General features: G+C 65.9%; 20 protein-coding genes and 2 tRNA genes. 17 read left to right on the top strand and 5 right to left on the bottom strand.

Features of this window, described 5'->3' with window-relative positions:
* Positions 1 to 1,557, bottom strand: coding sequence for a carboxylesterase/lipase family protein (locus JMT67_RS03120; protein WP_201462656.1), 1,557 nt, complete (start codon positions 1,555 to 1,557; stop codon positions 1 to 3).
* A 302-nt stretch (positions 1,558 to 1,859) separates the two neighbouring features.
* Here JMT67_RS03120 and JMT67_RS03115 point away from each other — a divergent pair, with 302 nt between their 5' ends.
* A complete protein-coding gene (locus tag JMT67_RS03115) occupies positions 1,860 to 4,715 on the top strand; it encodes a TonB-dependent receptor (RefSeq protein ID WP_201462655.1) in 2,856 nt (951 codons plus the stop codon).
* A gap of 151 nt (positions 4,716 to 4,866) precedes the next feature.
* Here the strand turns inward: JMT67_RS03115 and JMT67_RS03110 are convergent, their stop codons facing one another.
* Positions 4,867 to 6,231 (bottom strand): MFS transporter, encoded by a 1,365-nt coding sequence (locus tag JMT67_RS03110; RefSeq protein ID WP_201462654.1) that lies wholly within the window; start codon positions 6,229 to 6,231, stop codon positions 4,867 to 4,869.
* Between the two features lie 213 nt (positions 6,232 to 6,444).
* Here JMT67_RS03110 and cyoA point away from each other — a divergent pair, with 213 nt between their 5' ends.
* The 7 genes from cyoA to JMT67_RS03075 are packed head-to-tail and all read left to right on the top strand — an operon-like array spanning position 6,445 to position 13,333.
* The gene (gene cyoA / locus JMT67_RS03105; RefSeq protein WP_233455776.1) at positions 6,445 to 7,659 is read left to right on the top strand and encodes a ubiquinol oxidase subunit II; all 1,215 of its coding nucleotides are present in this window, start codon (positions 6,445 to 6,447) and stop codon (positions 7,657 to 7,659) included.
* Between the two features lie 13 nt (positions 7,660 to 7,672).
* Positions 7,673 to 9,673 (top strand): cytochrome o ubiquinol oxidase subunit I, encoded by a 2,001-nt coding sequence (gene cyoB / locus JMT67_RS03100; protein WP_054765836.1) that lies wholly within the window; start codon positions 7,673 to 7,675, stop codon positions 9,671 to 9,673.
* 3 nt (positions 9,674 to 9,676) lie between these two features.
* Positions 9,677 to 10,303, top strand: coding sequence for a cytochrome o ubiquinol oxidase subunit III (cyoC, locus tag JMT67_RS03095; RefSeq protein WP_054765835.1), 627 nt, complete (start codon positions 9,677 to 9,679; stop codon positions 10,301 to 10,303).
* Positions 10,300 to 10,695, top strand: a complete 396-nt coding sequence (gene cyoD / locus JMT67_RS03090) for a cytochrome o ubiquinol oxidase subunit IV (RefSeq protein ID WP_152950309.1) — start codon at positions 10,300 to 10,302, stop codon at positions 10,693 to 10,695. Before cyoC ends, cyoD begins: the two co-directional genes overlap by 4 nt.
* A 21-nt stretch (positions 10,696 to 10,716) precedes the next feature.
* Complete coding sequence (locus tag JMT67_RS03085; protein WP_325100346.1) at positions 10,717 to 11,466, top strand: SURF1 family protein; 750 nt, start codon at positions 10,717 to 10,719, stop codon at positions 11,464 to 11,466.
* Entirely contained in the window at positions 11,463 to 12,800 is a 1,338-nt protein-coding gene (locus tag JMT67_RS03080) for an ATP-binding protein (protein WP_183215438.1), read from the top strand. Before JMT67_RS03085 ends, JMT67_RS03080 begins: the two co-directional genes overlap by 4 nt.
* Positions 12,797 to 13,333, top strand: coding sequence for a response regulator transcription factor (locus JMT67_RS03075; RefSeq protein WP_054765832.1), 537 nt, complete (start codon positions 12,797 to 12,799; stop codon positions 13,331 to 13,333). Before JMT67_RS03080 ends, JMT67_RS03075 begins: the two co-directional genes overlap by 4 nt.
* Positions 13,334 to 13,433: 100 nt before the next feature.
* Here the strand turns inward: JMT67_RS03075 and JMT67_RS03070 are convergent.
* Positions 13,434 to 13,508, bottom strand: a tRNA-Asn gene (locus tag JMT67_RS03070).
* Between the two features lie 62 nt (positions 13,509 to 13,570).
* Here JMT67_RS03070 and JMT67_RS03065 point away from each other — a divergent pair.
* Complete coding sequence (locus JMT67_RS03065) at positions 13,571 to 14,395, top strand: TrmH family RNA methyltransferase (protein WP_054765831.1); 825 nt, start codon at positions 13,571 to 13,573, stop codon at positions 14,393 to 14,395.
* 17 nt (positions 14,396 to 14,412) lie between these two features.
* Complete coding sequence (locus JMT67_RS16175) at positions 14,413 to 14,574, top strand: hypothetical protein (RefSeq protein ID WP_233455775.1); 162 nt, start codon at positions 14,413 to 14,415, stop codon at positions 14,572 to 14,574.
* 77 nt (positions 14,575 to 14,651) lie between these two features.
* Here the strand turns inward: JMT67_RS16175 and JMT67_RS03060 are convergent.
* Positions 14,652 to 14,725: transfer RNA gene (locus JMT67_RS03060), tRNA-Cys, on the bottom strand.
* 134 nt (positions 14,726 to 14,859) lie between these two features.
* On the opposite strand from JMT67_RS03060, the gene JMT67_RS03055 reads away from it, so the two are divergent.
* The 5 genes from JMT67_RS03055 (at position 14,860) to JMT67_RS03035 (ending at position 21,631) form a co-directional block, all read left to right on the top strand.
* Positions 14,860 to 15,489 (top strand): protein-L-isoaspartate O-methyltransferase family protein, encoded by a 630-nt coding sequence (locus JMT67_RS03055; RefSeq protein WP_191557847.1) that lies wholly within the window; start codon positions 14,860 to 14,862, stop codon positions 15,487 to 15,489.
* A 135-nt stretch (positions 15,490 to 15,624) separates the two neighbouring features.
* Positions 15,625 to 17,160, top strand: coding sequence for a TolC family outer membrane protein (locus tag JMT67_RS03050; protein ID WP_054765829.1), 1,536 nt, complete (start codon positions 15,625 to 15,627; stop codon positions 17,158 to 17,160).
* Between the two features lie 158 nt (positions 17,161 to 17,318).
* Positions 17,319 to 17,942: a DUF2497 domain-containing protein gene (locus JMT67_RS03045; RefSeq protein ID WP_054765828.1), complete on the top strand. Its 624-nt coding sequence runs from the start codon at positions 17,319 to 17,321 to the stop codon at positions 17,940 to 17,942.
* A 103-nt stretch (positions 17,943 to 18,045) separates the two neighbouring features.
* Complete coding sequence (locus tag JMT67_RS03040; protein WP_201462653.1) at positions 18,046 to 20,775, top strand: valine--tRNA ligase; 2,730 nt, start codon at positions 18,046 to 18,048, stop codon at positions 20,773 to 20,775.
* Between the two features lie 130 nt (positions 20,776 to 20,905).
* A complete protein-coding gene (locus JMT67_RS03035; protein WP_201462652.1) occupies positions 20,906 to 21,631 on the top strand; it encodes a TlyA family RNA methyltransferase in 726 nt (241 codons plus the stop codon).
* A 149-nt stretch (positions 21,632 to 21,780) separates the two neighbouring features.
* Here the strand turns inward: JMT67_RS03035 and JMT67_RS03030 are convergent, their stop codons facing one another.
* On the bottom strand, positions 21,781 to 22,428 hold the full coding sequence (locus tag JMT67_RS03030; protein WP_183215448.1) for a glycine zipper 2TM domain-containing protein: 648 nt from the start codon (positions 22,426 to 22,428) through the stop codon (positions 21,781 to 21,783).
* Between the two features lie 204 nt (positions 22,429 to 22,632).
* Between JMT67_RS03030 and JMT67_RS03025 the strand changes: the two genes are divergently transcribed.
* Together JMT67_RS03025 and JMT67_RS03020 are read left to right on the top strand one after the other, a co-directional pair.
* Positions 22,633 to 23,877 carry a class I SAM-dependent RNA methyltransferase gene (locus JMT67_RS03025; RefSeq protein WP_201462651.1) on the top strand — a complete coding sequence of 415 codons (1,245 nt, stop codon included), beginning with the start codon at positions 22,633 to 22,635 and terminating at the stop codon, positions 23,875 to 23,877.
* A gap of 4 nt (positions 23,878 to 23,881) precedes the next feature.
* Entirely contained in the window at positions 23,882 to 24,271 is a 390-nt protein-coding gene (locus JMT67_RS03020; protein ID WP_191553995.1) for a hypothetical protein, read from the top strand.
* Positions 24,272 to 24,436 lie beyond the last annotated feature (165 nt).

Genomic DNA, 24,436 nt, shown 5'->3' with positions numbered 1-24,436 from the left:
TCAGGTTCCGGGCTGGATATAGGGAATGGCGGCGAAGAAGGCGCGCTCGTCGCCCCTGGGATCGTTCGCCATGCGTGGCTCGACATCAAACAGCAGAGTCTGGCGCTGTGGCAGTTCGTAACGGTCCCAGCGCGGCAGGCCCGGGTGGTTCGGATCACCGTCCCGCGCCAAGGCGGCGAATGCCTTTCGCATGGCCGCTGAGACGGTCTCGGCGCCAGGACCGTTCACGCGGGATTCGGGCGAGGCGACAGTTCCGAAGACCAGGGGGATGTCCGCCGTGTGGAAGGCGCCCTTGCGGCCAGAGGCCATGACGCCGGGAAAGTCGAGCTGATAGACCCAGGCGGGCGCTCCGGCCTTGGCGCGTTCCTCGGCCTCGATCACCGCGCCACGCCAGGAGCGGCCGGCCGTGGTCGCGGCGATCAACACCTGGTCGGGCGACCAGTCGGGATGCATGCGACGATAGGCGTCGACGACGACCTCGGGCGCGACGTCGATCCGCATGACGGACGGCGTCAATCGACCCGGTAGCGTGTCCCAGGTCAGGTCCTGGTTTTTGGGATCGTCGCCCATGAAGCCCAGCGTCTCCTCGCGGGTATTGCCGATGATCATGGGCGTCTTGAGACCCGAGGACGCGGCGTCCGGATAGAAGGGATGTCGGGGCAGGGCGCGGAAATCCAGAACCGGGCCGAAATACAGCCCGCCGAACCCGAGAATCGGGTCCTGCACCGCCTGGGCTTCGAGCAGGCGCTCCACCGGCAGGGTCGCCGCTTCGGCCGCGCGATCGGGTGTCAGCCCCAGGGCCTTCAACCACGTCACAGCGCGAGTGGTGGCGTTGATCGGTCCGGACGCCGTGACCTGCTGACCGCTCATGGTGGCGGCGCAGTGGAACAGGCCTTCCGCCGCCGGCATGGCCATCAGGGTGGCGATCTTCGCGCCGCCGCCGGACTGGCCGAACAGCATGATCCGATCGGGATCGCCGCCGAAGGCCGCGATATTGTCGCGAACCCATCGCAGCGCGAGGATCAGGTCAAGCTGACCGACGTTTCCAGAGTCTTCAAAGCCTGGAACGAGCCGCGCCAGATAGGCGTAGCCGAAGGCGTTGAGGCGATGATTGAGCGTGACCACGACCACGTCCTCCTCCGCGGCCAGTCGCGAGCCGTCATAGAGGGGATGCGAGCCCGAGCCGGTGGCGTAGGCGCCGCCGTGGATATAGACCATCACCGGCCGCCGAGCGGCGTCGGCGCCGGGGGTCCAGACGTTCAAGAAGAGGCAGTCTTCGCTTTGGTTGGGTTCATCCCCGCGTTGGGGAGCGGCGGCGCCGAACTGGACGGCGAGGACCGGCGTTCGCCAAGGCGCGGGCGGTTCGGGCGGCCGAAATCGTCGTGTCGGGGCTCCGTAGCGAATCCCCTTGAAGACGCTGAGCGCCCTTTCCTGCAGACCGATGACGGGCCCAGCCGTCGTCGTCACGCGCGGCGCCGAGGCGCGCGGCCCTGCCGTCGCCGTTTGCGCTATAACGGCGGCGGACAAACCCGCCGCTAAGGCCGTTCGCCGCGTCATGGGCGTCTGTCCTGCGGAACTGCTGGAGAGGGGCTGCTTCAACCTGATGTCCTTCCCTGTCGCCGGTGTTCTGTCGCCCGGTCGGTAATGGTCGGCAAGGCCGCCTTGCCTATGATGCGCGGGCCTCGAAAACCCGTCAGACGTCCGTCTTGCAATAGAAAGGCGACTGTGCGTACAACAACTATGACACCGGTAGCAGTGCTTTGGCAAACCAAAGCTGACACCGGTGTCGTCCGCCAGCAGCGGGCGGCTGAACGGAGGCGATTGATCTCCGAGGGCCATAAACGGGAGGAGAAAGCCAGATGACCCCACGCCAGAAATTCGCCCAACGCGCCCTGACCGCGACCGCATCGCTCGGCGCCTTGACCCTCGCGCTGATGGCGCACGACGCCGCCGCTCAGGCGACCGAGACCGCGCCTCAGCCCCAGAGCGCCACTGAGGTTGATGAGATCGTGGTCACCGGTTTTCGGGCCAGCCTTCAGAACGCCCTGAACATCAAGCGTCGCGAGGCGGGCGTGGTGGACGCCATCTCGGCTGAAGACATCGCTGACTTCCCTGACACCAACCTCGCCGAGTCGATCCAGCGCATTCCCGGCGTCTCCATCGACCGCGACGCCGGCGAAGGCCGCACCTTGACCGTCCGGGGTCTAAGTTCGGAGTTCACCCGGACGCGGATCAACGGCATCGAAGCCCAGGCTTCCACCGGGGCGACCGATTCTTCCGGCGGCGTCAACCGAGGGCGGGGCTTCGATTTCAACGTCTTCGCCTCGGAGCTCTTCAACAATATCACGGTGCGCAAGACCTCCTCGGCCGAGGTGGAGGAGGGCTCATTGGGGGCCACGGTGGACCTTCGGACCAGCCGACCCTTCGACAAGATGGGCTTCCAAGGCGCGCTGTCTGGCCAGTACGGCTACAATGACCTGTCGGAAGACTGGAGCCCCCGCTTCGCGGGCCTGATCTCCAACACTTGGGCCGACGATCAGCTGGGCGCCCTGTTCTCCATCGCCTACAGCGAACGTGAGAGCCTCGAAGAAGGCTTCAGCTCCGTCCGTTGGGGCCCGGCCAGCGCCGACGGGGGTTTCCAGAACGGCAGCGTCCTGCCCAGCCCGGCGAACACCTATCATCCGCGTATTCCGCGCTACGGCAGCCTTGAACATGGTCAAGAGCGGCTCGGCGCGACCCTTTCGCTTCAGGCGCGGCCCGGCAACGGTCCGACCCTGTTCACCCTGGATATGCTCTACTCCAAGTTGGATTCGACCCGCAGCGAGAACTTCCTGCAAGCCTGGTCCCTAAGTCGCGGGGCCGATCAGGGCGGCAAGCCCCAGGTGGACATCGTCGATTTTGCAATCGATCCCGACACCGGCGAAATGACCTATGCCCGGCTCGACGACATGGACATCCGCAGCGAGCAGCGGTTCGACGTCCTGGAGACTGAGTTCAAGCAGATGACCTTTGCGGTCGAACACGAGTTCTCGGACCGACTGAGGTTCACCGGCCTGATTGGCCGGGCGGAATCGAGCTTCGGCAATCCGGTGCAGGTCAGCGCCATCATCGACCGACAGAATGTCGACGGCTATTCTTATGATTTCCGGGAAAATCGCAATCTTCCGGCCATCAACTGGGGCTTTGACGTCACCGATCCTGCGCAATGGTCCATCGTCGGCCCGACCGGCGCCCAGCCCCGGTCCGAGCTGCGCTCCAGCGCCAACTTTCAGGACAATGTCTACACCACCGGCGAAGCCAATTTTGCGTTCGAGCTGAGCGAGCGCCTGACGCTGAAGGCGGGCGTCAGCCGCAAGGAATATGAATCAAGCAGCCGGGCCTTTGCGCGTGTGGCGAATGGCGCGCCGGCGCTTCCGGCTGGGGTGACCATGGCGGATGTGACGGATCTGCGGACCGGGTTCGGCAAGAATTTGGACCTGCCCGCCGGGGCGGCGACATCCTGGATCCGTCCGGACCTGGAGGCGCTGCAAACCGTCTGGGATTATCGTTGCAACTGCGACACCGGGGTGGCCGGCGGCGACTTCCGTCTGGTCGGGTTGAACGGCAACCCCTCTACCTACGGCAACTGGCGCGAGGTGACGGAGACCGACACGGGCGGCTTCGTTCAGGCGGATTGGAATCTGGAGATCATGGGCCTGCCGGTCCGCGGCAATGTCGGCGTGCGTCAGGTCAAGACCGAGGTCGAAGCCCTGGGCTATTCCAACGTCGGCGGGGTGGCGACGCCGGTGACGGGCCAGAACGAGTATGAAGACACCCTGCCGTCGCTGAACGTCGCGATTGAGCCGATGGAGGACCTGATCGTCCGCTTCGGCGCCGCCAAGGTGATGTCGCGTCCGCCGGTCACCAGCCTTGTTCCGGTCTTCGCGCTGAGCGCGGTCAACGCATCGAGCAACACCGCCTCGCTTGGAAACGTCGAACTGGAGCCCTATCGCGCCAAGACCTATGATCTGTCGGTCGAATATTATTTCGCGCCCGAAGCCCTGCTGTCTTTCGCCTATTTCTACAAGGACATCTCCACCTTCGTGCAGACGACCCAGCAGACCCTGACCTACGGCGAACTGACGGCGCTCAATCCCGTGGCCTTCCCGGCGGTCTCCACCCGGCCGCCCGGTTCGCCCTATGTGTTCAGCACCCCTACCAATACGGAAGGGGGGCCGCTGAAGGGGTTTGAAATCAGCTACCAGCAGACTTTCAGCTTCCTGCCGGGGCCGCTGTCCAACATCGGCGCGCTGCTGAACTACACCCACGTCGAGTCTGAGATCGACTACTGCACCACGGCGAGCTGCACCGTCATCGTGACTGAGGATCTGGTGAACCTGTCGCCCGAGGCTTGGAACGCGACCCTCTACTATGACGACGGCAAGCTGAACGCGCGGGTCTCGGCCGCCTACCGCGACGCCTATTACCAGAATGTCCCGGGTTCAAACGGCGCGGCGGGTCTGATTCCGTTCCAGGGCAAGTCCGAGACGACGACGATCGACGCCTCTGCCTCTTACAATCTGACGGACAGCCTCAGCTTGTCGGTTGAGGGGCTGAATCTGACGGACGAGGAAAACCGTCAGAACCACGGCGACCTGGGCGGATCGCGCGACAGCACCTATGTCTACCATCACACCGGCCGCCAGATTTACATCGGGGCGCGCTACCGCTTCTGATCGACGGGGCTTCCTGTCCATCGTGCGGCCGAACGGGCGATGCTTAGGCATCGCCCGTTTTGCATGAAAGGCCCTGAGTTTGGCCTTCACGCAGCAAGAACCCCGGTCCCGCAAGGCGGAACCGGGGTTGGAAGGTCAGATCGGTTGGTGATCAGGCCTTTGCGGCCCGTTGCTTATCCGACGCGCTGCGGGCCAGCTCGCGGTTCATCCACAGGGCGACCAGGGTGCAGATCGCGCCGGACAGCAGATAGGCGCCGGCGGCGATCAGGCCGAACTGGCTGGAGATCCACAGGGCGGCGAGGGGAGCGAACCCGGCCCCGAACAGCCAGGCCAGATCTGACGTCAGGGCCGAGGCCGTGTAGCGGTTGGCCAGGGAGAAGCTGGAGGCCACCGGACCCGAGGCCTGGCCAAATGACAGGCCCAGCAGGATGAAGCCGGAAATCATGAAGGTCAGCTCGCCGATCGCGCCGCCGTTCAGCAGTTGGGGTGCAAAGCCCGAGAAGGCGGCGATGCCGGCGGCGGTGATCGCCAGCAGGGTCCGTCGGCCGTAACGGTCAGCCAGAAGGCCCGAGGCCAGGATGGCCAGAAGACCGAAGGCGGCGCCGACCATTTCGATCAGCAGGAAGCGCACCGGCGTCTCCTGGGTGAAGAGGAAGACCCAGGACAGGGGGAAGACGGTGACCATGTGGAACATGGCGAAGCTGGCCAGGGGGGCGAAGGCACCGATGGCGATGCGCGGACCCTCGGCCTTGACGGCGGCATGGACCGGCACGGGCTGAAGTTCGCGGGTTTCGAACAGCTTCTGGAAGCTGGGGGTGACGACGATGCGAAGCCGCGCAAACAGGGCCACCACATTGATGGCGAAGGCCACGAAGAACGGGTAACGCCAGCCCCAGTCCAGGAAGTCGGCGGCCGACAGGGTGTTCAGGAAGAAGGCGAAAAGGGCGGAGGCGACGATCAGACCGATCGGGGCGCCGAGTTGCGGAATCATGGCGAACCAGCCGCGACGATTCTCCGGCGCGTTCAGGGCCAGAAGCGAAGCCAGCCCGTCCCAGGCGCCGCCCAGGGCGACGCCCTGGCCGATTCGGAAGACGGCGAGCAGGACGGCCGCAGCGATGCCGATCGTCTCGTAGCCGGGCAGGAAGGCGACCGCGACGGTCGAAGTGCCCAGAAGGAACAGAGCGGTCGTCAGCTTGGCGCCGCGCCCGAACTTCTGGTCGATGGCGATGAAGAGCGCGGTGCCGAGGGGCCGCGCCAGGAAGGCCAGGGCGAAGACGGCGAAGGACAGCAGGGTGCCGCCGATCGGACCCGCAAAGGGAAAGATCAATTGCGGGAACACCACGACCGAGGCGATGGCGTAGACGAAGAAGTCGAAGAACTCCGACGTGCGGCCGATGATCACACCAATGGCGATCTCCCCGGCGTCCACCTTGCCATGGCTATGGTCATGACGGGCATGGAGGGCGGCGGCGTCGCGTTCCAGCGACTCTGACGAGGGGGTCGTCGAGGCGGACATGGGCTGGCATCGCTCCGTAAAACGGGTAAAATTGGAAGATCACGGCTCAGACGCCGTATTATGACCGCGCGCCCTTTGCGATGAAAGGCGGTCCGAGGGGATAGGACAGATTGTCCAATGTCGTTCCGCATCGAAGCTGACTATCGGGCCGAATTCGAACGCCAACCGTCGCGACTCCTCCCCCTTGTCCGACGTTTTCCGATTGGAGCCGTCTTGCGCCTTCTGCGCCTACTTCTGCTCGCGCCCCTGGCAGCCGCGCTGTCGGCCTGCGACCTGGTCGTCCTGAGACCTGCAGGCGACGTCGCCCAGCAGCAGGGCGACCTGTTGATGGTGTCGACCCTGCTGATGCTGCTGATCATCGTGCCGGTGATGGCTCTGATCGTCTTCTTCGCCTGGAAGTACCGGGCGTCGAACAAGGAGGCCGAATATCAGCCCGACTGGGACCACTCGACCCATCTCGAAGTCGTAATCTGGGCGGCGCCGCTGCTGATCATCATCTGCCTGGGCGCCCTGACCTGGGCGGGCACGCACCTCCTGGACCCCTATCGCCCGATCGACCGGATCAAGCCGGGGCAGGCCGTGGCCGAAAACGTCGAGCCCCTGCAGATCAATGTGGTGGCCCTGGATTGGAAGTGGCTGTTCATCTATCCGCAGTACGGCGTGGCGACGGTCAATGAACTGGCTGCGCCGGTGGATCGCCCGATCCGGTTTCACATCACCTCCTCCTCGGTGATGAACTCCTTCTATATTCCGGCCCTGGCGGGTCAGATCTACGCCATGCCCGGCATGGAGACCAAGCTGCACGCCGTGATCAATCGACCCGGCGACTACGAGGGCTTTTCGGCCAACTATTCGGGCGACGGCTTCTCGCACATGCGCTTCGTCTTCCACGGGGTCGATCAGGCCGGGTTCGACGGCTGGATCGCCGGCGTGCGGCGCGGCGGTCAGGCCTTGGACCGCGAGCGTTATCTGGAACTGGAAAAGCCCAGCGAGAAGGTCCCGGCCCTCTATTTCGCCAATGTCGAAGGCGGACTGTGGGACGCCATCCTCAATATGTGTGTCGAGCCCGGCAAGATGTGCATGGGCGAGATGATGCAGATCGACCGCAAGGGCGGCCTCACCATGGCTTCGGTGCGTAACACCATGCCGCTGGTCTACGACAAGTACGCCGGCCGCGGGAAGAACGCCGCCATCTTCGGCTCTGACGACAGCTATGTGATGACCATCTGCACCCCCTTGCAGGCCGAGGCGGCCGCCGCAGAGCGTATTCGCCGCGCTGAATTGGATTCGGTCAGCGCCCCGGTCAGCCTGGCTCCTTTGATGGGGCAGGGCCTGTCGCTTCAGGGACAGCCGATGGCGGCGCTGTCCCGATCACAACAATCGACGGGGGCGGTTTCGACCGACGTCCGTTCCGCCCCCAACGCTTGAGCGAACACAGTCGATGAACGCTGACACCCTCATTCCCCTTATCTTCGGGCGGCTGACGCTCGAGGCCCTGCCGCATGAGCCGATCGTGCTCGCGACCATGGTCGTCGTCGTGCTCGGCGGGGCCGCCCTGGTGGGCGCCCTGACCTATTTCAAACTGTGGGGCTATCTCTGGAAGGAGTGGTTCACCACCGTGGACCACAAGAAGATCGGGATCATGTACATGATCCTGGGTCTGATCATGTTCGTGCGCGGCTTCGCCGACGCGATCATGATGCGCCTGCAACAGGCCATGGCCTTCGGCGGATCCGAGGGCTATCTGAACGCCCACCACTACGACCAGATCTTCACCGCCCACGGCGTGATCATGATCTTCTTCGTGGCCATGCCGCTGGTGACGGGCATCATGAACTATGTCGTGCCCCTGCAGATCGGCGCGCGTGACGTGTCCTTCCCCTTCCTGAACAACTTCAGCTTCTGGATGACGACGGCCGGCGCCGTCATCGTCATGGCCTCGTTGTTCGTCGGCGAGTTCGCCCGGACGGGCTGGCTGGCCTATCCGCCGCTCTCGGGTATCGGCTACAGCCCCGGCGTCGGCGTCGACTACTATATCTGGGCGCTTCAGATCGCGGGGGTGGGGACCACCCTGTCCGGCATCAACCTGATCGCCACCATCGTGAAGATGCGCGCGCCCGGCATGGGCATGATGAAGATGCCGGTCTTCACCTGGACCTCGCTGTGCACCAACGTCCTGATCGTGGCGTCCTTCCCGGTCCTGACCGCCGTCCTGGCCCTGCTGACGCTGGACCGTTACGTCGGCACCAACTTCTTCACGAACGACTTCGGCGGCAATCCGATGATGTACGTGAACCTGATCTGGATCTGGGGTCACCCGGAGGTCTACATCCTGATCCTGCCGCTGTTCGGGGTCTTCTCGGAGATCGCCTCGACCTTCTCGGGCAAGAAGCTGTTCGGCTACACCTCCATGGTCTACGCCACGGTCGTCATCACCATCCTGTCGTACCTGGTGTGGCTGCACCACTTCTTCACCATGGGCTCGGGCGCCTCGGTGAACTCCTTCTTCGGCATCACCACGATGATCATTTCGATCCCGACGGGCGCGAAGATCTTCAACTGGCTGTTCACCATGTATCGCGGCCGTATCCGCTTCGAACTGCCGATGATGTGGCTGGTCGCCTTCATGCTGACCTTCGTCATCGGCGGTATGACGGGCGTGCTGCTGGCGGTGCCGCCGGCCGACTTCGTGCTGCACAACTCGCTGTTCCTGATTGCCCACTTCCACAACGTCATCATCGGCGGGGTGTTGTTCGGCCTGTTCGCCGCCATCAACTTCTGGTGGCCCAAGGCCTTCGGCTTCAAGCTGGACAAGTTCTGGGGGATGGTGAGCTTCTGTTGCTGGGTGCCCGGCTTCTGGCTGGCCTTTGCGCCCCTGTACGTTCTGGGGCTGATGGGCGTGACGCGCCGGATGCGCGTGTTCGACGATCCGTCGCTGCAGATCTGGTTCGTGATCGCGGCCATCGGCGCGGGCGTCATCGCCCTGGGCATCGCCGCCATGTTCATCCAGTTCGCGGTCTCGATCATCAATCGCGACAAGCTGCGCGACACGACCGGCGACCCTTGGGGCGGCCGGACTCTGGAATGGGCGACCTCTTCGCCGCCGCCGGCCTATAACTTCGCCTCCACCCCCGTCGTCCATGACGCCGACGCCTGGTGGGACATGAAGAAGAAGAAGTATCAGCGCCCGCTGAGCGGCTACAAGGCCATTCACATGCCCTCGAACACGGGCGCCGGCGTCATCATCTCCGGCCTGTGCCTGGTGATGGGGCTGGCCCTGGTCTGGTACATCTGGTGGCTGGCGGCGCTAAGCTTCCTGGGCGTGCTGGCGGTCTCGATCGCCCATACTTTCAACTACAAGCGCGACTACTACATCCCTGCGGATGAGGTCCGCGCGACCGAAGAGGCGCGCACCCGCCTCCTGGCCGGAACGGAGGGCTGATCCATGAGCGCGACGGCGATCAAGATCGACGACCCGAACGTCTTCCACCTGGAAGAGGAGCCGCATCACGAGGAAGGCTCCAGCACCATGCTGGGCTTCTGGCTCTATCTGATGAGCGACTGCCTCATCTTCGCGATGCTGTTCGCCGTGTTCGGCGTCGTGGGGGGCAACTATGCCGCAGGTCCCGGACCGAAGGAGCTGTTCGACCTGGAGCTGGTAGCGGTCAACACCGCCATGCTGCTGTTCTCGTCGATCACCTACGGCTTCGCCATGCTGGCGATGGACAAGAACAAGACGCGCCAGACGCTGATCTGGCTCGCCGTCACTGGCCTGTTTGGTCTGGCCTTCCTGGGGATCGAGCTCTACGAGTTCGCCCACCTGATCCATGAAGGCGCGACGCCGCAACGCAGCGCCTTCCTGTCGGCCTTCTTCACCCTGGTCGGCACCCACGGCCTGCACGTGACCTTCGGCATCATCTGGCTGGTGACGCTGATGGTCCAGGTCAGCTGGAAGGGGCTGATCCCCGCCAACAAGCGCCGCCTGATGTGCCTGTCGATGTTCTGGCACTTCCTCGACGTCATCTGGATCGGCGTCTTCACCTTCGTCTATCTGCTGGGCATGGTTCGATGAGCGCCGACAAGAACGACCACTCGCCGGAGTCCCACGACACCGACCACCTGGGCCACGAGGGGCATAATCACGGCTCCTTCAAGAGCTATCTCATCGGGTTTGTGTTGTCGGTGATCCTGACGGCCATCCCCTTCTGGCTGGTCATGACCGGGGTCCTGCCGACCCAGGCCACCGCCCTGATCGTCATGGCCTTCGCCGTGGTGCAGATCGTGGTGCACATGATCTACTTCCTGCACATGAACTCGAAGTCCGAAGGGGGCTGGACCATGCTGGCCCTGATCTTCACGATCATCGTCGTGGTCATCGCCCTGTCGGGCTCGCTGTGGGTCATGTATCATTTGAACACCAATATGATGCCCTCCACCCATGACATGAGCCAGATGTCCTCCTGAGAGGACGGCTAGGAGACCGCCATCCAGGCCCGGCAGTCCATCGCGCGGCGTACTTCCCCGGTTCTCCTCTGGGCCGGGCTGGGGGCGGCCCTGCTGTTCGCCGGCTTCGTCGCCCTTGGCGTCTGGCAGCTCGAGCGGCTGAGGTGGAAGACCGAGCTGATCGCACAGGTGGACGCCCGGGTTCACGCCGCCCCTCAAGCGGCGCCGGGCCCCGCCGCCTGGGCGACGCTGTCTCAGGCCAATGATCAGTACCGACGGGTCATGGTCCGCGGCGTGTTCGATCATGGCCGCGAGACCCTGGTTCAGGCGGTGACCGACTATGGCGCCGGCTTCTGGGTTCTGACGCCGCTGCGAACGACGCAAGGCTTCACCGTTCTGGTCAACCGGGGCTTCGTTACCCCCGAGAGGCGCGCGCCCGAGACTCGAAGCGGCGCGCAGGTGGGCGGTCCGCAGACCGTCGTGGGTCTTTTGCGCGTCACCGAGCCCGGAGGCGGCTTTCTTCGCGCCAATGATCCCGGCGCGGGGCGCTGGTATTCGCGCGACGTCGCGGCCATTGCGGCGGCGCGCGGCCTGTCGAACGCCGCACCCTATTTCATCGACGCCGACGCCCGACCGAACCCGGATGGATGGCCGCGAGGCGGATTGACAGTTATCGCCTTTCCGAACTCTCATCTCGTCTACGCCCTCACCTGGTTCGGCATGGCCTTGCTGACCCTGGTCGGATACGGCGTCTTGGCGCGCGAAACGCGACGCCGACGGGCGGCGCCATGAACTCGGTCTTGCAGCGCCTGTTCGGAATGGGCGACTGGCGCGAGACGGCGGTGTCTCAGGAAGCCGTAAACCGCCGCAATCTTCGCCTTCTGGTGCAGTTGCGATGGCTGGCCGTGGCGGGACAGATCGCCACCGTCCTGATCGTCCACTTCGTCATGGGTATTCGGGTTCCGATCGGCTGGCTGCTGGTCGCCCCGGCCGGTCTGGTGGTGGTGAACCTAATCAGCATTCCATTGACCCAGAGGCGCGACGCCATATCCGATCAGGAGCTGATGCTGGCGCTTCTCGCCGACGTCGCCGCCCTGACGTGGCAACTGTTCCTGACCGGCGGCTCGACCAATCCGTTCGTCGCCCTTTATATTTTGCAGGTGGTTCTGGGCGCCGTGCTTCTGGCGCCGGCCTATGCCTGGTCGCTGATCGTCGTGACCAGCCTGTGTTTTGCAGGCTTGGGTCTGTTCAACCGCCCGCTCGACCTCCCTGCGGAGCATGGCGGGGGCTTAAGCCTCTATTTGGCGGGCGGTCTGATCTGTTTTCTGCTCATCGCGGTGCTGCTGGTGCTGTTCATCACCCGGATCACGGAGAATCTGAGAGCCAGGGACGCCTATCTTGCGGACATTCGGCAGCAGGCGACCGAGCGGGATCACATCGTTCGCATGGGGTTGCTCGCGTCCGGGGCGGCCCATGAGTTGGGGACGCCCCTGGCCTCTCTCTCGGTCATCCTCAGCGACTGGCGTCGCATGCCTCTGCTGAAGGCCAACGCCGATCTGACCCAGGACATGGAGGTGATGCAGGCCGAGGTGGAGCGCTGCAAATCCATTGTGACCGGCATTCTGATGTCGGCCGGAGAGGCGAGGGGACAGGCGCCGACCCAAACCACCCTAGTGCGATTTCTGCGCGAGGTCGCCGACGGCTGGGGCGCGCGGGACAGCCGCGTGAAGGTGGAGCTGACGCCGTGGAACGGACTCGATCCACGGATCATCGCCGACCCGGCCCTGCGACAGGTTCTGAGCGTCCTGTTCGACAATTCGGTCGAGGCGGGCGCGCGGCGGGTCATCGTCACGCCTACGGTGAGCGAAGGCTGTTTGCAGGTCACGCTGCGGGATAATGGGCCGGGCTTTCCCGCCACGGTTCTTGAGCGGCTGGGCAAGCCCTATAATACGACGAAGGATCGCCCTGGCGCGGGCCTGGGCCTGTTTCTGCTGGTCAATGTGATCCGCTCCCTCGGCGGCGTGGTTGAAGCGTCCAATCCCGCCGCAGGCGGGGGAGAGGTGCGGCTGACCGTCCCGATCGACGTCCTGGCGCCGGAGGATAATTCTGCTGGAGAACTTCCATGAGCGATGAAGCCCCCGTGCTGTTGATCGTCGAGGACGACGAGTCCTTTTCGCGCACCCTGCGGAAATCCTTCGAGCGTCGCGGCTACACCGTCGTCAGCGCCGACGGCCCCGACCAGATGGGCGAGGTTTTGAAGACGCATCGGCCCGGCTTCGCCGTAGTGGATCTGAAACTGGGGGGCGCCTCGGGCCTGGCCTGCGTCTCCACCCTGCATGCACTGGACCCCGAGATGAACATCGTCGTTCTGACCGGCTTCGCCAGTATCGCGACGGCGGTGGAGGCCATCAAACTGGGCGCCCGCCACTATCTGGCCAAGCCGGCCAGCACCGACGACATCGAGGCCGCCTTCGGCAAGGCCGCAGGCGACGCCGATACGCCGCTGACTACTCGCCCCACCTCCATCAAGACTCTGGAATGGGAACGCATTCACGAGACCCTGGCTGAGACCGATTTCAACATCTCAGAGGCCGCCCGCCGCCTTGGCATGCACCGCCGCACCCTGGCGCGAAAGCTGGAGAAACGCCGCGTCACCTGATCGACAGGCCGAGGTCGTCGCCGCATGCGAAAGGCGGCGGTGAGCGATCGGATGTGAAGGGAAGGGGGCGCCGCCGATCTCGTCGGCGACTAATCCCGAGTGGCTCCGCGGGTAGGATTCGAACCTACGACCAGCCGATTAACAGTCGGCTGCTCTACCACTGAGCTACCGCGGAACTGCTCGGGAGGCGGGCCTATAGCAGCGGCCGTTCGATTCGTGCAATGGGGAAAATGACGAATGCGCACGATCTCCATCCATGACCCTGACGATCCGAGGATCGCCGGCTTTCGCCACATCCGCGAACGGGACCTGACCGGCCGAGAGGGACTGTTCGTGGCCGAGGGCGAGGTGGTCTTGCGCGTTCTGGCCTCCGCCGCTTCACGCTGCCGTCCACGCGCGATCCTGCTGGCGCAGAAGCGCGTCGAGGCGCTGGCGGACGTGATCGCGATCCTTCCGGCCGACGTTCCCGTCTATGCGGCTTCCCAGGCGGTGCTCGACGGGATCGCGGGCTTCGCCCTGCACCGCGGCATCCTGGCCCTGGGGGAGAAGCCGGCGACGGCTTCCGTCGAGGCCCTGCTGTGCGACGTGCGAGCGGATGATGTGTTCGTCGTGGCCTGCGGCGTCGGCAATCACGACAATATGGGCGGCCTGTTCCGCAATGCGGCCGCCTTTGGCGCGCGGGCGGTTCTTCTGGACGACCTCTGTTGCGACCCCTTCTATCGCAAGGCCATTCGGGTTTCCGTCGGGGCCGTGCTGCGAACCCCATTCGCCGTGGGAACCAGGGCGTCAGCCTTGGTCGAGGCGCTTCGAGCGGCCGGCGTCGAGGTGCTGGCGCTGACGCCCTCGGCGACCGAGCGATTGGCCGACTATCGTCGCAGCGGACCGGTGGCCGTCGTGTTGGGATCCGAAGGGCCGGGCCTGCCCCCAGAGGTGATCGGTCGATGCCGGGCGGTCGGCGTTCCCATGGCGGGCGGCTTTGATTCGCTGAATGTCGCGGCGACCAGCGCCCTGGCTCTGTATCAGATGACCTCGAACGGAGATCACCCAGAGTTTAAGCGTTAACCTTCTATTCACCTTGCGTGTCGAACGAAGTTGTGGCGACCATCGGCCTGCTGGGGGGGCTGATCATGAATCTTCTGTACTTTCTGAACAGGAACGCCAGGGTCGCTCTGGCTATCGCCTTGGGTGTCGCCGCCTTGGGCGCGGCCGGTGCGATCGGGTGGATCACCGCACCGGTCTGATTCGGATCGGCGGCTGAGACAAAAGGGGCGCGAACCGTGCGGTTCGCGCCCCTTTTCAGTGCAGCGTCTCTTCGCGATGGAGGCCTGACCGGGAATCGAACCCGGGTGCAAGGATTTGCAGTCCTCTGCGTCACCACTCCGCCATCAGGCCGCTCTGATCCCCGATCACTCGGGGGCGGTCATCGCGAGGGGCGTTCGCTATCAGATCGGATTGTCCGCTGCAACGCACGGAACTATAAGCACGCGATAATTCCTCTCCCCCTCCCGTTTGAAGGCTGACCACAGATGGATTTCACTGCCGAGCGCAAGGCCATGGTCGATTCCCAGGTTCGCGTGAACGATGTCACCAGCCATGAGATCCACAAGGCGATGATGGCGGTGCCGCGCGAGAACTATTGCGCGCCAGACCGGATCTTCGCCGCCTATTCGGATGCTGAGGTCGAGATCGCGGCCGACCGTCGATTGATGCCGGCGCGGGATTTGTCGAAACTGCTTCAGGCCGCCGACGCCCGCGAGGGCGAAAAGGCCCTGGCCATAGCGGCGCCCTATGCTGCGGCGGTGCTAGCGCGCATGGGCTTGACGGTGACGGCTCAGGAAGCCGAACAGGCGGTGTTCGACGTTGTCGGGGCGCCTTTGGAGGCGGAAGGCGTCGCGACGGCCCTGGCCCCGCTGAGCCGACCGGTCGGCGAGGGCTGGGATCTGATCGTCTGCGAAGGCGGCGTCGCCGCCCTGCCGGACGCCTGGGGCGCCGCCCTGCGGATCGGCGGTCGGATGGTTCTGGTCGAGCGTCGCGGCGCTATCGGCAAGGCGGCCCTCTACACCAAGGGCCGAGAAGGGCTGTCTCGCCGCGAACTGTTCGATTCGTCGCCGGCCCTCCTGGCGGAACTGACGCCGGCGCCCAGTTTCGCCCTGTGAAACCGACGGTAAGCCCGGGTGCAGCCTGGACTCGGCGGTGAGCGTGAAAAAAACTTAACTGGCGTGGAACGGGCGGAAGCCGCAGTTACGCTGAAGAACATCGGACGCTCGCGGGGCGTCAGGCAAGGACGGACAATGTTGAAACGCTCGCGTACCCTGGCTTCGGCCGCTGTGGTTGCTCTCGTGACCGGACTGGGCGCGCCCGCCTGGGCTGAAACCCTCCAGGATGCGATCGCCCTGGCCTATCGCACCAATCCGAACCTGCTGGCGCAACGCGCCAACCAGCGGGCTTTGGACGAGACGGTCGTTCAGGCGCGGTCGGGCCTACGGCCGACGCTCAGCGGTTCGGTGGGCGCCAGTTACACCCGCAACGACTTTCCGACCGTGACCCAGTTCGTCGACACTAACAACGACGGCGTGCCCGACACCCAGGTCTCCAGCTCCTCGAGCGAGAGCGACGGCGCCACGGCTGGGGTCAGCCTGTCCCAGAACATCTGGACGGCGGGACGCAGCGCCCTGGCGATCGACCAGGCCCGCGCCGGGGTGTTGGCGGGCCGGGAGACCCTGCGCGGTACCGAACAGTCGGTCATGCTGGCGGTGATCCAGGCCTATGTGAACGTCACCCGCGACATGGAGATCCTGCGTATTCGCGAGGAGAATCTGTCGGTTCTTCAGCGCCAGCTGGAAGAGACCAGCGCACGGTTCGAGGTGGGGGAGATCACCCGCACCGACGTGGCCCAGGCCGAAGCCTCCCTGGCTCAGTCGCAGGCCGACCTGGCCAGCGCGCGGGCGCAACTGTCGACCTCGCGCGCCGCTTATGCCGCCGTGGTGGGCCAGTCGCCGACCGACCTGGAGGCCGCCCCCGTCCTGCCGACGATTCCGGCCGATTTCGACGCCGCCATGGAGGTGGCCCTGGCGCGCAACCCCGGTCTTCTGGCGGCGCAATACCGGCTTCAGCAGGCCGAGGCGGCGGTGGCGGCGGCGCGCGCCGAATATCTGCCTTCCATTCGCGCGACAGCCTCCTACGGCGGTACGGCGACCGACCTCAGCAATCTGGATGAGCTGGCGGATCGCCGCAGCTTTACGGCCGGCGCTACCCTGTCGGTGCCGCTGTTCACCGGCGGCCTGAACCGTTCGCGGGTCGCCCAGTCTCTGGAACAGGCCAACGCCGCCCAGATCGCCATCGAGGCCGAACGGCGCACCATCCTGCAGAACGTCAGTTCCGCCTACGCCCAGGTTCTGTCCACACGGGCGAACGTCACCGCGGGGAACGAGGCGGTTCGCGCCGCCTCCGTCGCCGCCGAGGGCGTGCGGCAGGAGGCCCAGGTGGGCCTTCGCACCACTCTGGACGTGCTGAACCAGGAAGTGGCTCTGCGCTCGGCCCAGACCGCCCTGGCCAGCGCGCGTGCGGCCGAATATGTCGCCCGCGCCTCGCTCCTGTCGGCCATGGGACAGTTGGAAGGGCCTGCCCTGAACCCGACGCTGGAAGCCTATGACGCCAAGGCCAACTACGACCGCGTGCGCAATCGCGGGGCCTTGCCCTGGGACGGCGTGATCGAGGCGCTGGACCGGGTGGCCTCGCCGCCCGTCGTGGACGCTGACGACGCGCCCGACGCCCCGATCGACGCCCAGCTGAAAAGCGAAGTTGTCGAGACGGCGCCGCAGAATTGAGCGTCTGATCAGCCTTCAAGCCTAAAACGCCCGTTGATTCCGGCGGGCGTTGGTGCGACGACAAACGGGCGACCGGGGGGATCAGCAGTCTTTTCGGGGCGTGTCGCGACGTCTGGCGTCGTGTCTCAGTTTGTTCCAGGTCTCTCCAAGGTTTAGCCATGACCGATCAGCCCGCGCAGGAACCGACCATGGAGGAGATCCTGGCGTCTATTCGCCGGATCATCTCCGAAGACGAGGCGCCGGCGGAAACCCCCGCTGCTGCGGCGGCGGAGCCGCAAGCCGCCCCCGAACCGGAACCCCAGCCGGAGCCTGAGCCGGAACCGGCCGAGACCATCTTCGCCGCCCAGCCGGAGCCGGTCGCCGAAGCCGAGCCCCAACCAGCGGCTGCGGAAGAAGACGTTCTCGAGCTGACCGAGCTTTATGAAGCGCCGCCTGCCGCCGAGAGCATCGGCGATCTGGATGTGGTCGAAGCCGTTGAAGAGGCCCCTGCCGCGACGGAGCCGGCGCCTGCGGCGTCCAGCGGCTATGACGCCTTGGTCGGCGAAAGCGCCGCCGCCAGCGCCGCCTCGGCCTTTGCGGGCTTGGCGGCCAGCTTCAAGAAGCCGGAGGCCGCGCCTGCGCCGGCGGGAGGCGACATGAGCTTCGTCAGCGGCAATACGGTCGAGGCCATGGTGGCGGAAATGCTGCGTCCGCTGCTCAAGGACTGGCTGGACAACAATCTGCCGGGGATCGTCCAGGCGGCGGTACAGAGGGAAGTCGAACGCATCGCGCGCAGCGCCTAGCCCTTCGCTTCACCTCAGACTATCGAGGGGCGGCTCCTGAAGGGGCCGCCCTTTGTCATTCAAGGCCGCGCCCTGGCCGCACGACAACGATCAAAGAAGACCCATGCTCGAAAAGACCTTCGAACCCCAGGCCGCCGAACCCCGCCTGTACGCCCAGTGGGAAGAGAGCGGCCTGTTCGCGCCCCGCACGGAAGGGGCCGAGGGCGCCTATTCGATCGTCATTCCGCCGCCGAATGTGACGGGCAGCCTGCACATCGGCCATGCGCTGAACAATACGCTGCAGGACATCCTGGCCCGCTATCACCGGATGAAGGGCAAGGCGGTGCTGTGGCTGCCGGGTACGGACCACGCCGGCATCGCCACCCAGATGGTGGTCGAGCGCCAGCTGGCCGCCGCCGGAAATGTCGGGCGGCGCGACATGGGTCGCGACGCCTTCATCGACAAGGTCTGGGAGTGGAAGGCCGAGAGCGGCGGGACCATCGTGCGCCAGCTGCGCCGCCTGGGGGCCTCGTGCGACTGGTCGCGCGAGCGGTTCACCCTGGACGAGGGGCTGAACGCGGCCGTGCGCAAGGTCTTCGTGCAACTGCACAAGGAGGGCCTGATCTATCGCGACAAGCGGCTGGTGAACTGGGATCCGCATTTCCAGACCGCCATCTCGGACCTGGAGGTCGAGCAGCGCGAGGTGGACGGCGCCTATTGGCATTTCGCCTATCCGCTGGCGGACGGCGTCACCTACGAACACCCCGTCGCCTTTGACGAGGACGGCGAGGCGACGGAATGGGAGACGCGCGACTTCATCGTGGTGGCGACGACCCGGCCCGAGACGATGCTGGGCGACACCGGCGTGGCCGTTCATCCGGAGGATGAGCGGTACAAGGGGCTGGTCGGCAAGTTCGTGACCCTGCCGATCACCGGACGCCGTATTCCCGTTGTGGCTGATGAGTATGCTGACCCGACCAAGGGCTCGGGCGCGGTCAAAATCACCCCGGCGCATGATTTCAACGACTTCGGCGTCGGCAAGCGCGCCGGCCTGCCGGCCCTGAACGTCATGGACGCCTTCGCCCGGATCGTCGCCGACGACGTGAAGGAAATCCCGGCCGAATACGTCGGCAAGGACCGCTTCGCCGCGCGCAAGGCCATCGTGGCTCGCGCCGAGGAAGAGGGCTGGCTGCGCGAGATCGAGAAGACCAAGCATGTGGTGCCGCACGGCGACCGTTCCGGCGTGGTCATCGAGCCCTGGCTGACGGACCAGTGGTACGTCGACGCCAAGGTCCTGGCCCAGCCCGCGCTGAAGGCGGTGGAGCAGGGCGAGACGGTGTTCGAGCCGAAGTCGTACGAGAAGATTTATTTCGAATGGCTGAAGAACATCGAGCCCTGGTGCATCAGCCGCCAGCTATGGTGGGGCCACCGGATCCCGGCCTGGTACGGTCCGAACGGCGAGATCTATGTCGCCGAGACGGAAGAAGACGCCCGCGAACTGGCGATGGCGGACTATGATTCCGAGGTCGCCCTGACCCAGGACGAGGACGTGCTGGACACCTGGTTCTCCTCGGCCCTGTGGCCGTTCTCGACCATGGGCTGGCCCGAGAAGACCGAGGATCTGGAGCGGTTCTATCCGACCAGCGATCTGGTCACGGCGGCGGACATCATCTTCTTCTGGGTCGCCCGGATGATGATGATGGGCCTGCACTTCATGGACGAGGTCCCGTTCAAGCGGGTCATCATCAACGGCCTGGTCCGCGACGAGAAGGGCCAGAAGATGTCAAAGTCCAAGGGGAACGTCATCGACCCCCTGGGCATCATCGATGAGCTGGGCGCCGATCCCTTGCGCTTCACCATGGCCATCCTGTCTGGCACGCGCGACATCAAGCTGTCGAAGCAGCGGATCGAGGGATACCGCAACTTCGGCACCAAGCTGTGGAACGCGGCCCGGTTCAGCCAGATGAACGGCTGCGCCCGCGTCGAGGGCTTCGATCCCGCGACCGTCGAACAGACGATCAACCGCTGGATCCGGGGCGAACTGACCAAGGCCGAGCGGGCCGTGTCGGAGGCCATCGAGGGCGGGCGGTTCGACGATGCGGCCGGGGCGCTGTACAGGTTCGTCTGGAACGTCTTCTGCGACTGGTATCTGGAGCTGGCCAAGCCGATCTTCCAGGGCTCGGACGAGGCCGCAAAGGCCGAAACGCGAGCCATGACGGCCTGGACCCTGTACCAGACGCTGAAGCTGCTGCACCCGGTCATGCCCTTCATCACCGAGGAGCTGTGGGCCGAGCTGGGCAAGGAGGGGCCGGCGCGTGAGACCCTGCTGATCGGCGCCGAATGGCCGGTGCTGCCGGACGGCTTCATCGAAGCCTCGGCCGAGGCCGAGATCGGCTGGCTGGTCGATCTGGTCGGCGAAATCCGGGGGCTGCGGGCCGAGATGAATGTGCCGCCGTCGGCCAAGCCGCCGTTGGCCTTCGTCGCGCCGGACGCCGCCACGGCCGAGCGAATCGCGCGCCATCGCGACCTGATCCTGACCCTGGGTCGCGTGTCCGAGGTCGGATCGGCGGAGGCCGCGCCGACGGGGGCCGTGACCTTCGTCTCGGGCGGATCGACGGCGGCGCTGTCGCTGGCGGGGATCATCGACCTGACCGCGGAACGGGCGCGGTTGGAAAAGGAGATCGCCGTCTTCGACGCCGACATCGGCCATGTGAACAAGAAGCTGGGCAATCCCAACTTCGTGTCGCGCGCCGCGCCAGACGTGGTCGAGGAGCAGCGCGCCAAACTGGCTGAGGCCGAGGCGGGCAAGGTCAAGCTGCAGGCGGCGCTGGCGCGGCTCAGCGAGATCGGATGACCAATCCTCCCCCATCGGGGGAGGGGGACCGCGAAGCGGTGGAGGGGGCTCGATCCAAGGCCGGTGTCTGGGGCAGGGCCCCTCCACCACGCTGCGCGCGGTCCCCCTCCCTCGATGGGGGAGGATTTAGATGCGCATCGACCAACTGCTCGTCGCACGGGGACTGTTTGACACCCGTTCCCGCGCTCGCGCCGCCATTGAGGCGGGATGTGTGAAGGCGGACGGGCGCGTCGTGGCCAAGCCCTCGGAGCAGATCGCCGAGGAGGCCGAAATCGAGGCGGAACCGGCCCACCGCTGGGTCGGGCGCGGGGCGCTGAAGCTGGATCACGCCCTGACGCTTTGGCCTGTGGCGGTCGAGGGGCGGGTGGTGCTGGACGTCGGGGCGTCCACCGGCGGCTTCACCGAGGTCTGCCTGGATCGCGGGGCGACCAAGGTGTTCGCGGTCGATGTCGGGTTTGGGCAGATGCACGACCGGGTGTCGGCCAATCCGCGCGTGGTCAATCTGGAGCGGACGGACGCGCGCGATCTGACGCGCGACCTGATTCCGGAGGCGCCGTCTGTGATCGTGTGCGACGCCAGCTTCATCAGCCTGAGCAAGGTGCTGCCCGCCGCCCTGGATCTGGCGGCGCCCGGCGCGGATCTGGTCACCCTGGTCAAGCCGCAGTTCGAGGCGGACGGTCCCGGCGCCGGCAAGAAGGGTGTGGTCAAGGATCCGGCCGCCCACGCCGCCGCCGTGGAGCGCGTCAGGGATTGGTTGGAGGCCCTGGGTTGGGCCGTCCAGGCGACGACCGAAAGCCCGATCACCGGCGGCGACGGCAATGTCGAGTTCCTGCTCTGGGCCAATCAGCCAGGCTAAACAGCCCTAAGCCGCGCGAAGCGTTGGAGCCCTCCTAGCGCCGGCTCAAATAGGCCAAAGGCCGGTAGCCCCTCAAAAATGAGAAACCGCCGGAGGACTGATCCTCCGGCGGCTCCCGTCACGTCGTCGATTTGACAGGGGGGCTGAAATTAATCGACGACGCGATAGCGGCCGTACTGGTCGGGGCAGGTGCGGACATAGCGGGTGTCCGTGCGACCGTCCGGCAGACGGATGCGGCTTTCCGCCAAGCGGCATCGGTCGGAGTTCTGATAGGAATCGATCGGGCGCGAGCGGTAATCATCGTACCGGTCGTCGGCGTAGTCGTCGCGGCGGTCGTCGTAGCGATAGCCGTTATCGCCCGTATAGCGATCGTCGTAATAGCCGTAACTCGGCTGGCTGTAGCCGCCGCCGTAGTAGCCGTTGGAGGCGTAGCCGGCTTGATAGCTGCGGCAGGCGTCCGAGCTGGAGCGGCCGACTTGCGAGCCGATGACGGCGCCCACGACCCCGCCCAGAATACTGCCTTCGGTGCGGCGTCCGCGCGCGGCCAGCTGAGAGCCGATGACGGCGCCCGCGCCGCCGCCGATCACGGCGCCGGCGCCGGTGCGTCCTTCTCGCTCGCGGGCGCAGGGATCGTAGGTCTGCCGACCATAGCGGCCGTAGTCATAGGCGGGGGCGTAGGCGCCGGTTCCGTAGTTGCGGCTGTAGCTGTAGGCTTGAGCCGAGGCGGAGACCGGGGCGGCCAAGGCGCCGATCGTAAGGGCCGCAACTGCGGCGAGTGACGTGTTGGAAAGGCGCATCTTCAACCCCTTATGGTCGGACGTTCAGTGACGGGCGCTGAACGGCTGGACCGGCTGTCTGTTGCATGCAGGTTTAGGACCGCGAAGCTGAACGGCTTTTGAGCGGGCTGTTCATCTTCGTTCATGTTTCGTGGGCCTATCGCGCTCAGCGCTGCTTGAGGCGGTGGCTTGGCGCGGGGGAGCGTCGGGGCTAGAAGCCCGGCGATGCAGACCTTTACGATCAGCCGCGTCGGCGGGCAGGGCGACGGCGTCGCCGAGACGCCGCAGGGGCCGGTCTTCGCGGGCCTAACCCTGCCTGGGGAGACGGTGCGGGGGGAAGTCGTCGACGGGCGGCTGGAGCAGGTCGAGATCGTGACCCCCAGCCCAGACCGGATCGCGCCGGTGTCGCCCCAGTACGGCGACTGCGGCGGTTGCTCGCTGCAACACTGGGCGGACAGACCCTATCTGGAGTGGAAGCGCGAACAGGTGCGGCTGGCCCTGGCGCGCGAGAAGATCGAGACCGAGGTCGAGGCGACGGTGGCGAGTCCCACCGGAACGCGCCGACGGGTGGCTCTGCACGCGCGCCGAACCCAGGACGGCCGGGTGGTGCTGGGCTTCAAGGCGCGGCGGTCGTGGCGGCTGGTCGAGGTGCGGGAATGCCCGGTGGCCGATTCCCGGATCATCCGCGCCATCCCGGCCCTGACCGAGGTGGCGGCGGCCTTTCTGGAGCATCCCAAGTCGGCGCCGACCCTGCACGTGACCTGGACCCTGTCGGGGCTGGACGTGGATGTGACGGGGGTGGAGCGACGCTCGGGCGGGGGGCTGTCGGCCGACGCCCAGATGCGGGCCATAGAGGCGGCGCGGCGGGCCGATCTGGCGCGGCTGAGCCTCGCGGGCGAGACCCTGATGATGGCGCGTCAACCCTTGATCGGCTTCGGCCCCGCCACCGTGCCCCTGCCGGCGGGGGGCTTTCTGCAGGCCGTGCCCCAGGCCGAGGCGGCCATGGTTGAGCGGGCCGTGGCGGCGGTGAAGGGCGCCAAAAAGATCGCCGATCTGTTCTGCGGGGCCGGGACCTTCACCTTCCCGCTGGCGACGGTGGCGCCGGTGATCGCGGCCGATGCGTCCAAGGCGGGGATCGCGGCCCTGAAGGCGGGCGCAGGCTCGGCCAAGGGGATGAAGGCGATCACGGCGGAGGCGCGCGACCTGTTCCGGCGGCCCCTGACCCCCTATGATCTGAAAGGGTGCGAGGCCATCGTGTTCGACCCGCCGCGCGCGGGCGCCATCGACCAGACGGCCCAGATCGCCGGGACCAAGGCCGCCGTCGTGGTCGGGGTGTCGTGCAATCCCCAAACCTTTGCGCGGGACGCGCGGGTGCTGATTGACGCCGGGTTCCGGCTGGAGCGGGTCACGCCGGTGGACCAGTTCCTGTGGTCGGCCCATGTCGAACTTGTCAGTGTTTTCAAGCGGTAGCCCCATGGATGACGAGCTGGAAGATGGCGGCGGGTTTGACGCCGACGACTGGAGCCGGTTAACGCCCTTCGTCGGGGTAGTGGCGACCCTGGACGACGTCCAAGCGCGCCGGGCCGTCTTCGCTTTGGGCGAGACCGACGACCCGCGCCCCATCGCCATGGACCTGCCCCAGCCGGTGATCTGGTGGGAGGAGGACGGCGAACAGGCGGCCGTCGCCGTCCAGGCCGAGAGCCATCTGGGGCCGGACGGCGAGGCGATGGAGATCCTGGGCCTCATCCTGCCGGACGGGGAGGGGGCGGTGGCCCTGATGGAGGATGTCGATCTGGTCGACGACACGGACCCGACCTGGCGCGATCTGGTGACACGGGCCGTCGATCCGTCAGCGGCGGACTAGGCCTGATCGTTCAAGAAAAAATGAGTGCACTTTAGTGCACATTTTGGCGGGAGCTTCCCGACGCGCTGAATTGTCAAAGACCTGTTCACGACCTTACCACGCCAGTGGAAAGCGCCGGGTTCAGGGTGGTTTGACGCTCTCAACAGGCTGAAAAGGCGGGCGTCT

Source organism: Brevundimonas aurantiaca (assembly GCF_904830995.1).
Classification (GTDB): domain Bacteria; phylum Pseudomonadota; class Alphaproteobacteria; order Caulobacterales; family Caulobacteraceae; genus Brevundimonas; species Brevundimonas aurantiaca.
This window is presented reverse-complemented; position numbering and strand designations above follow the sequence as displayed.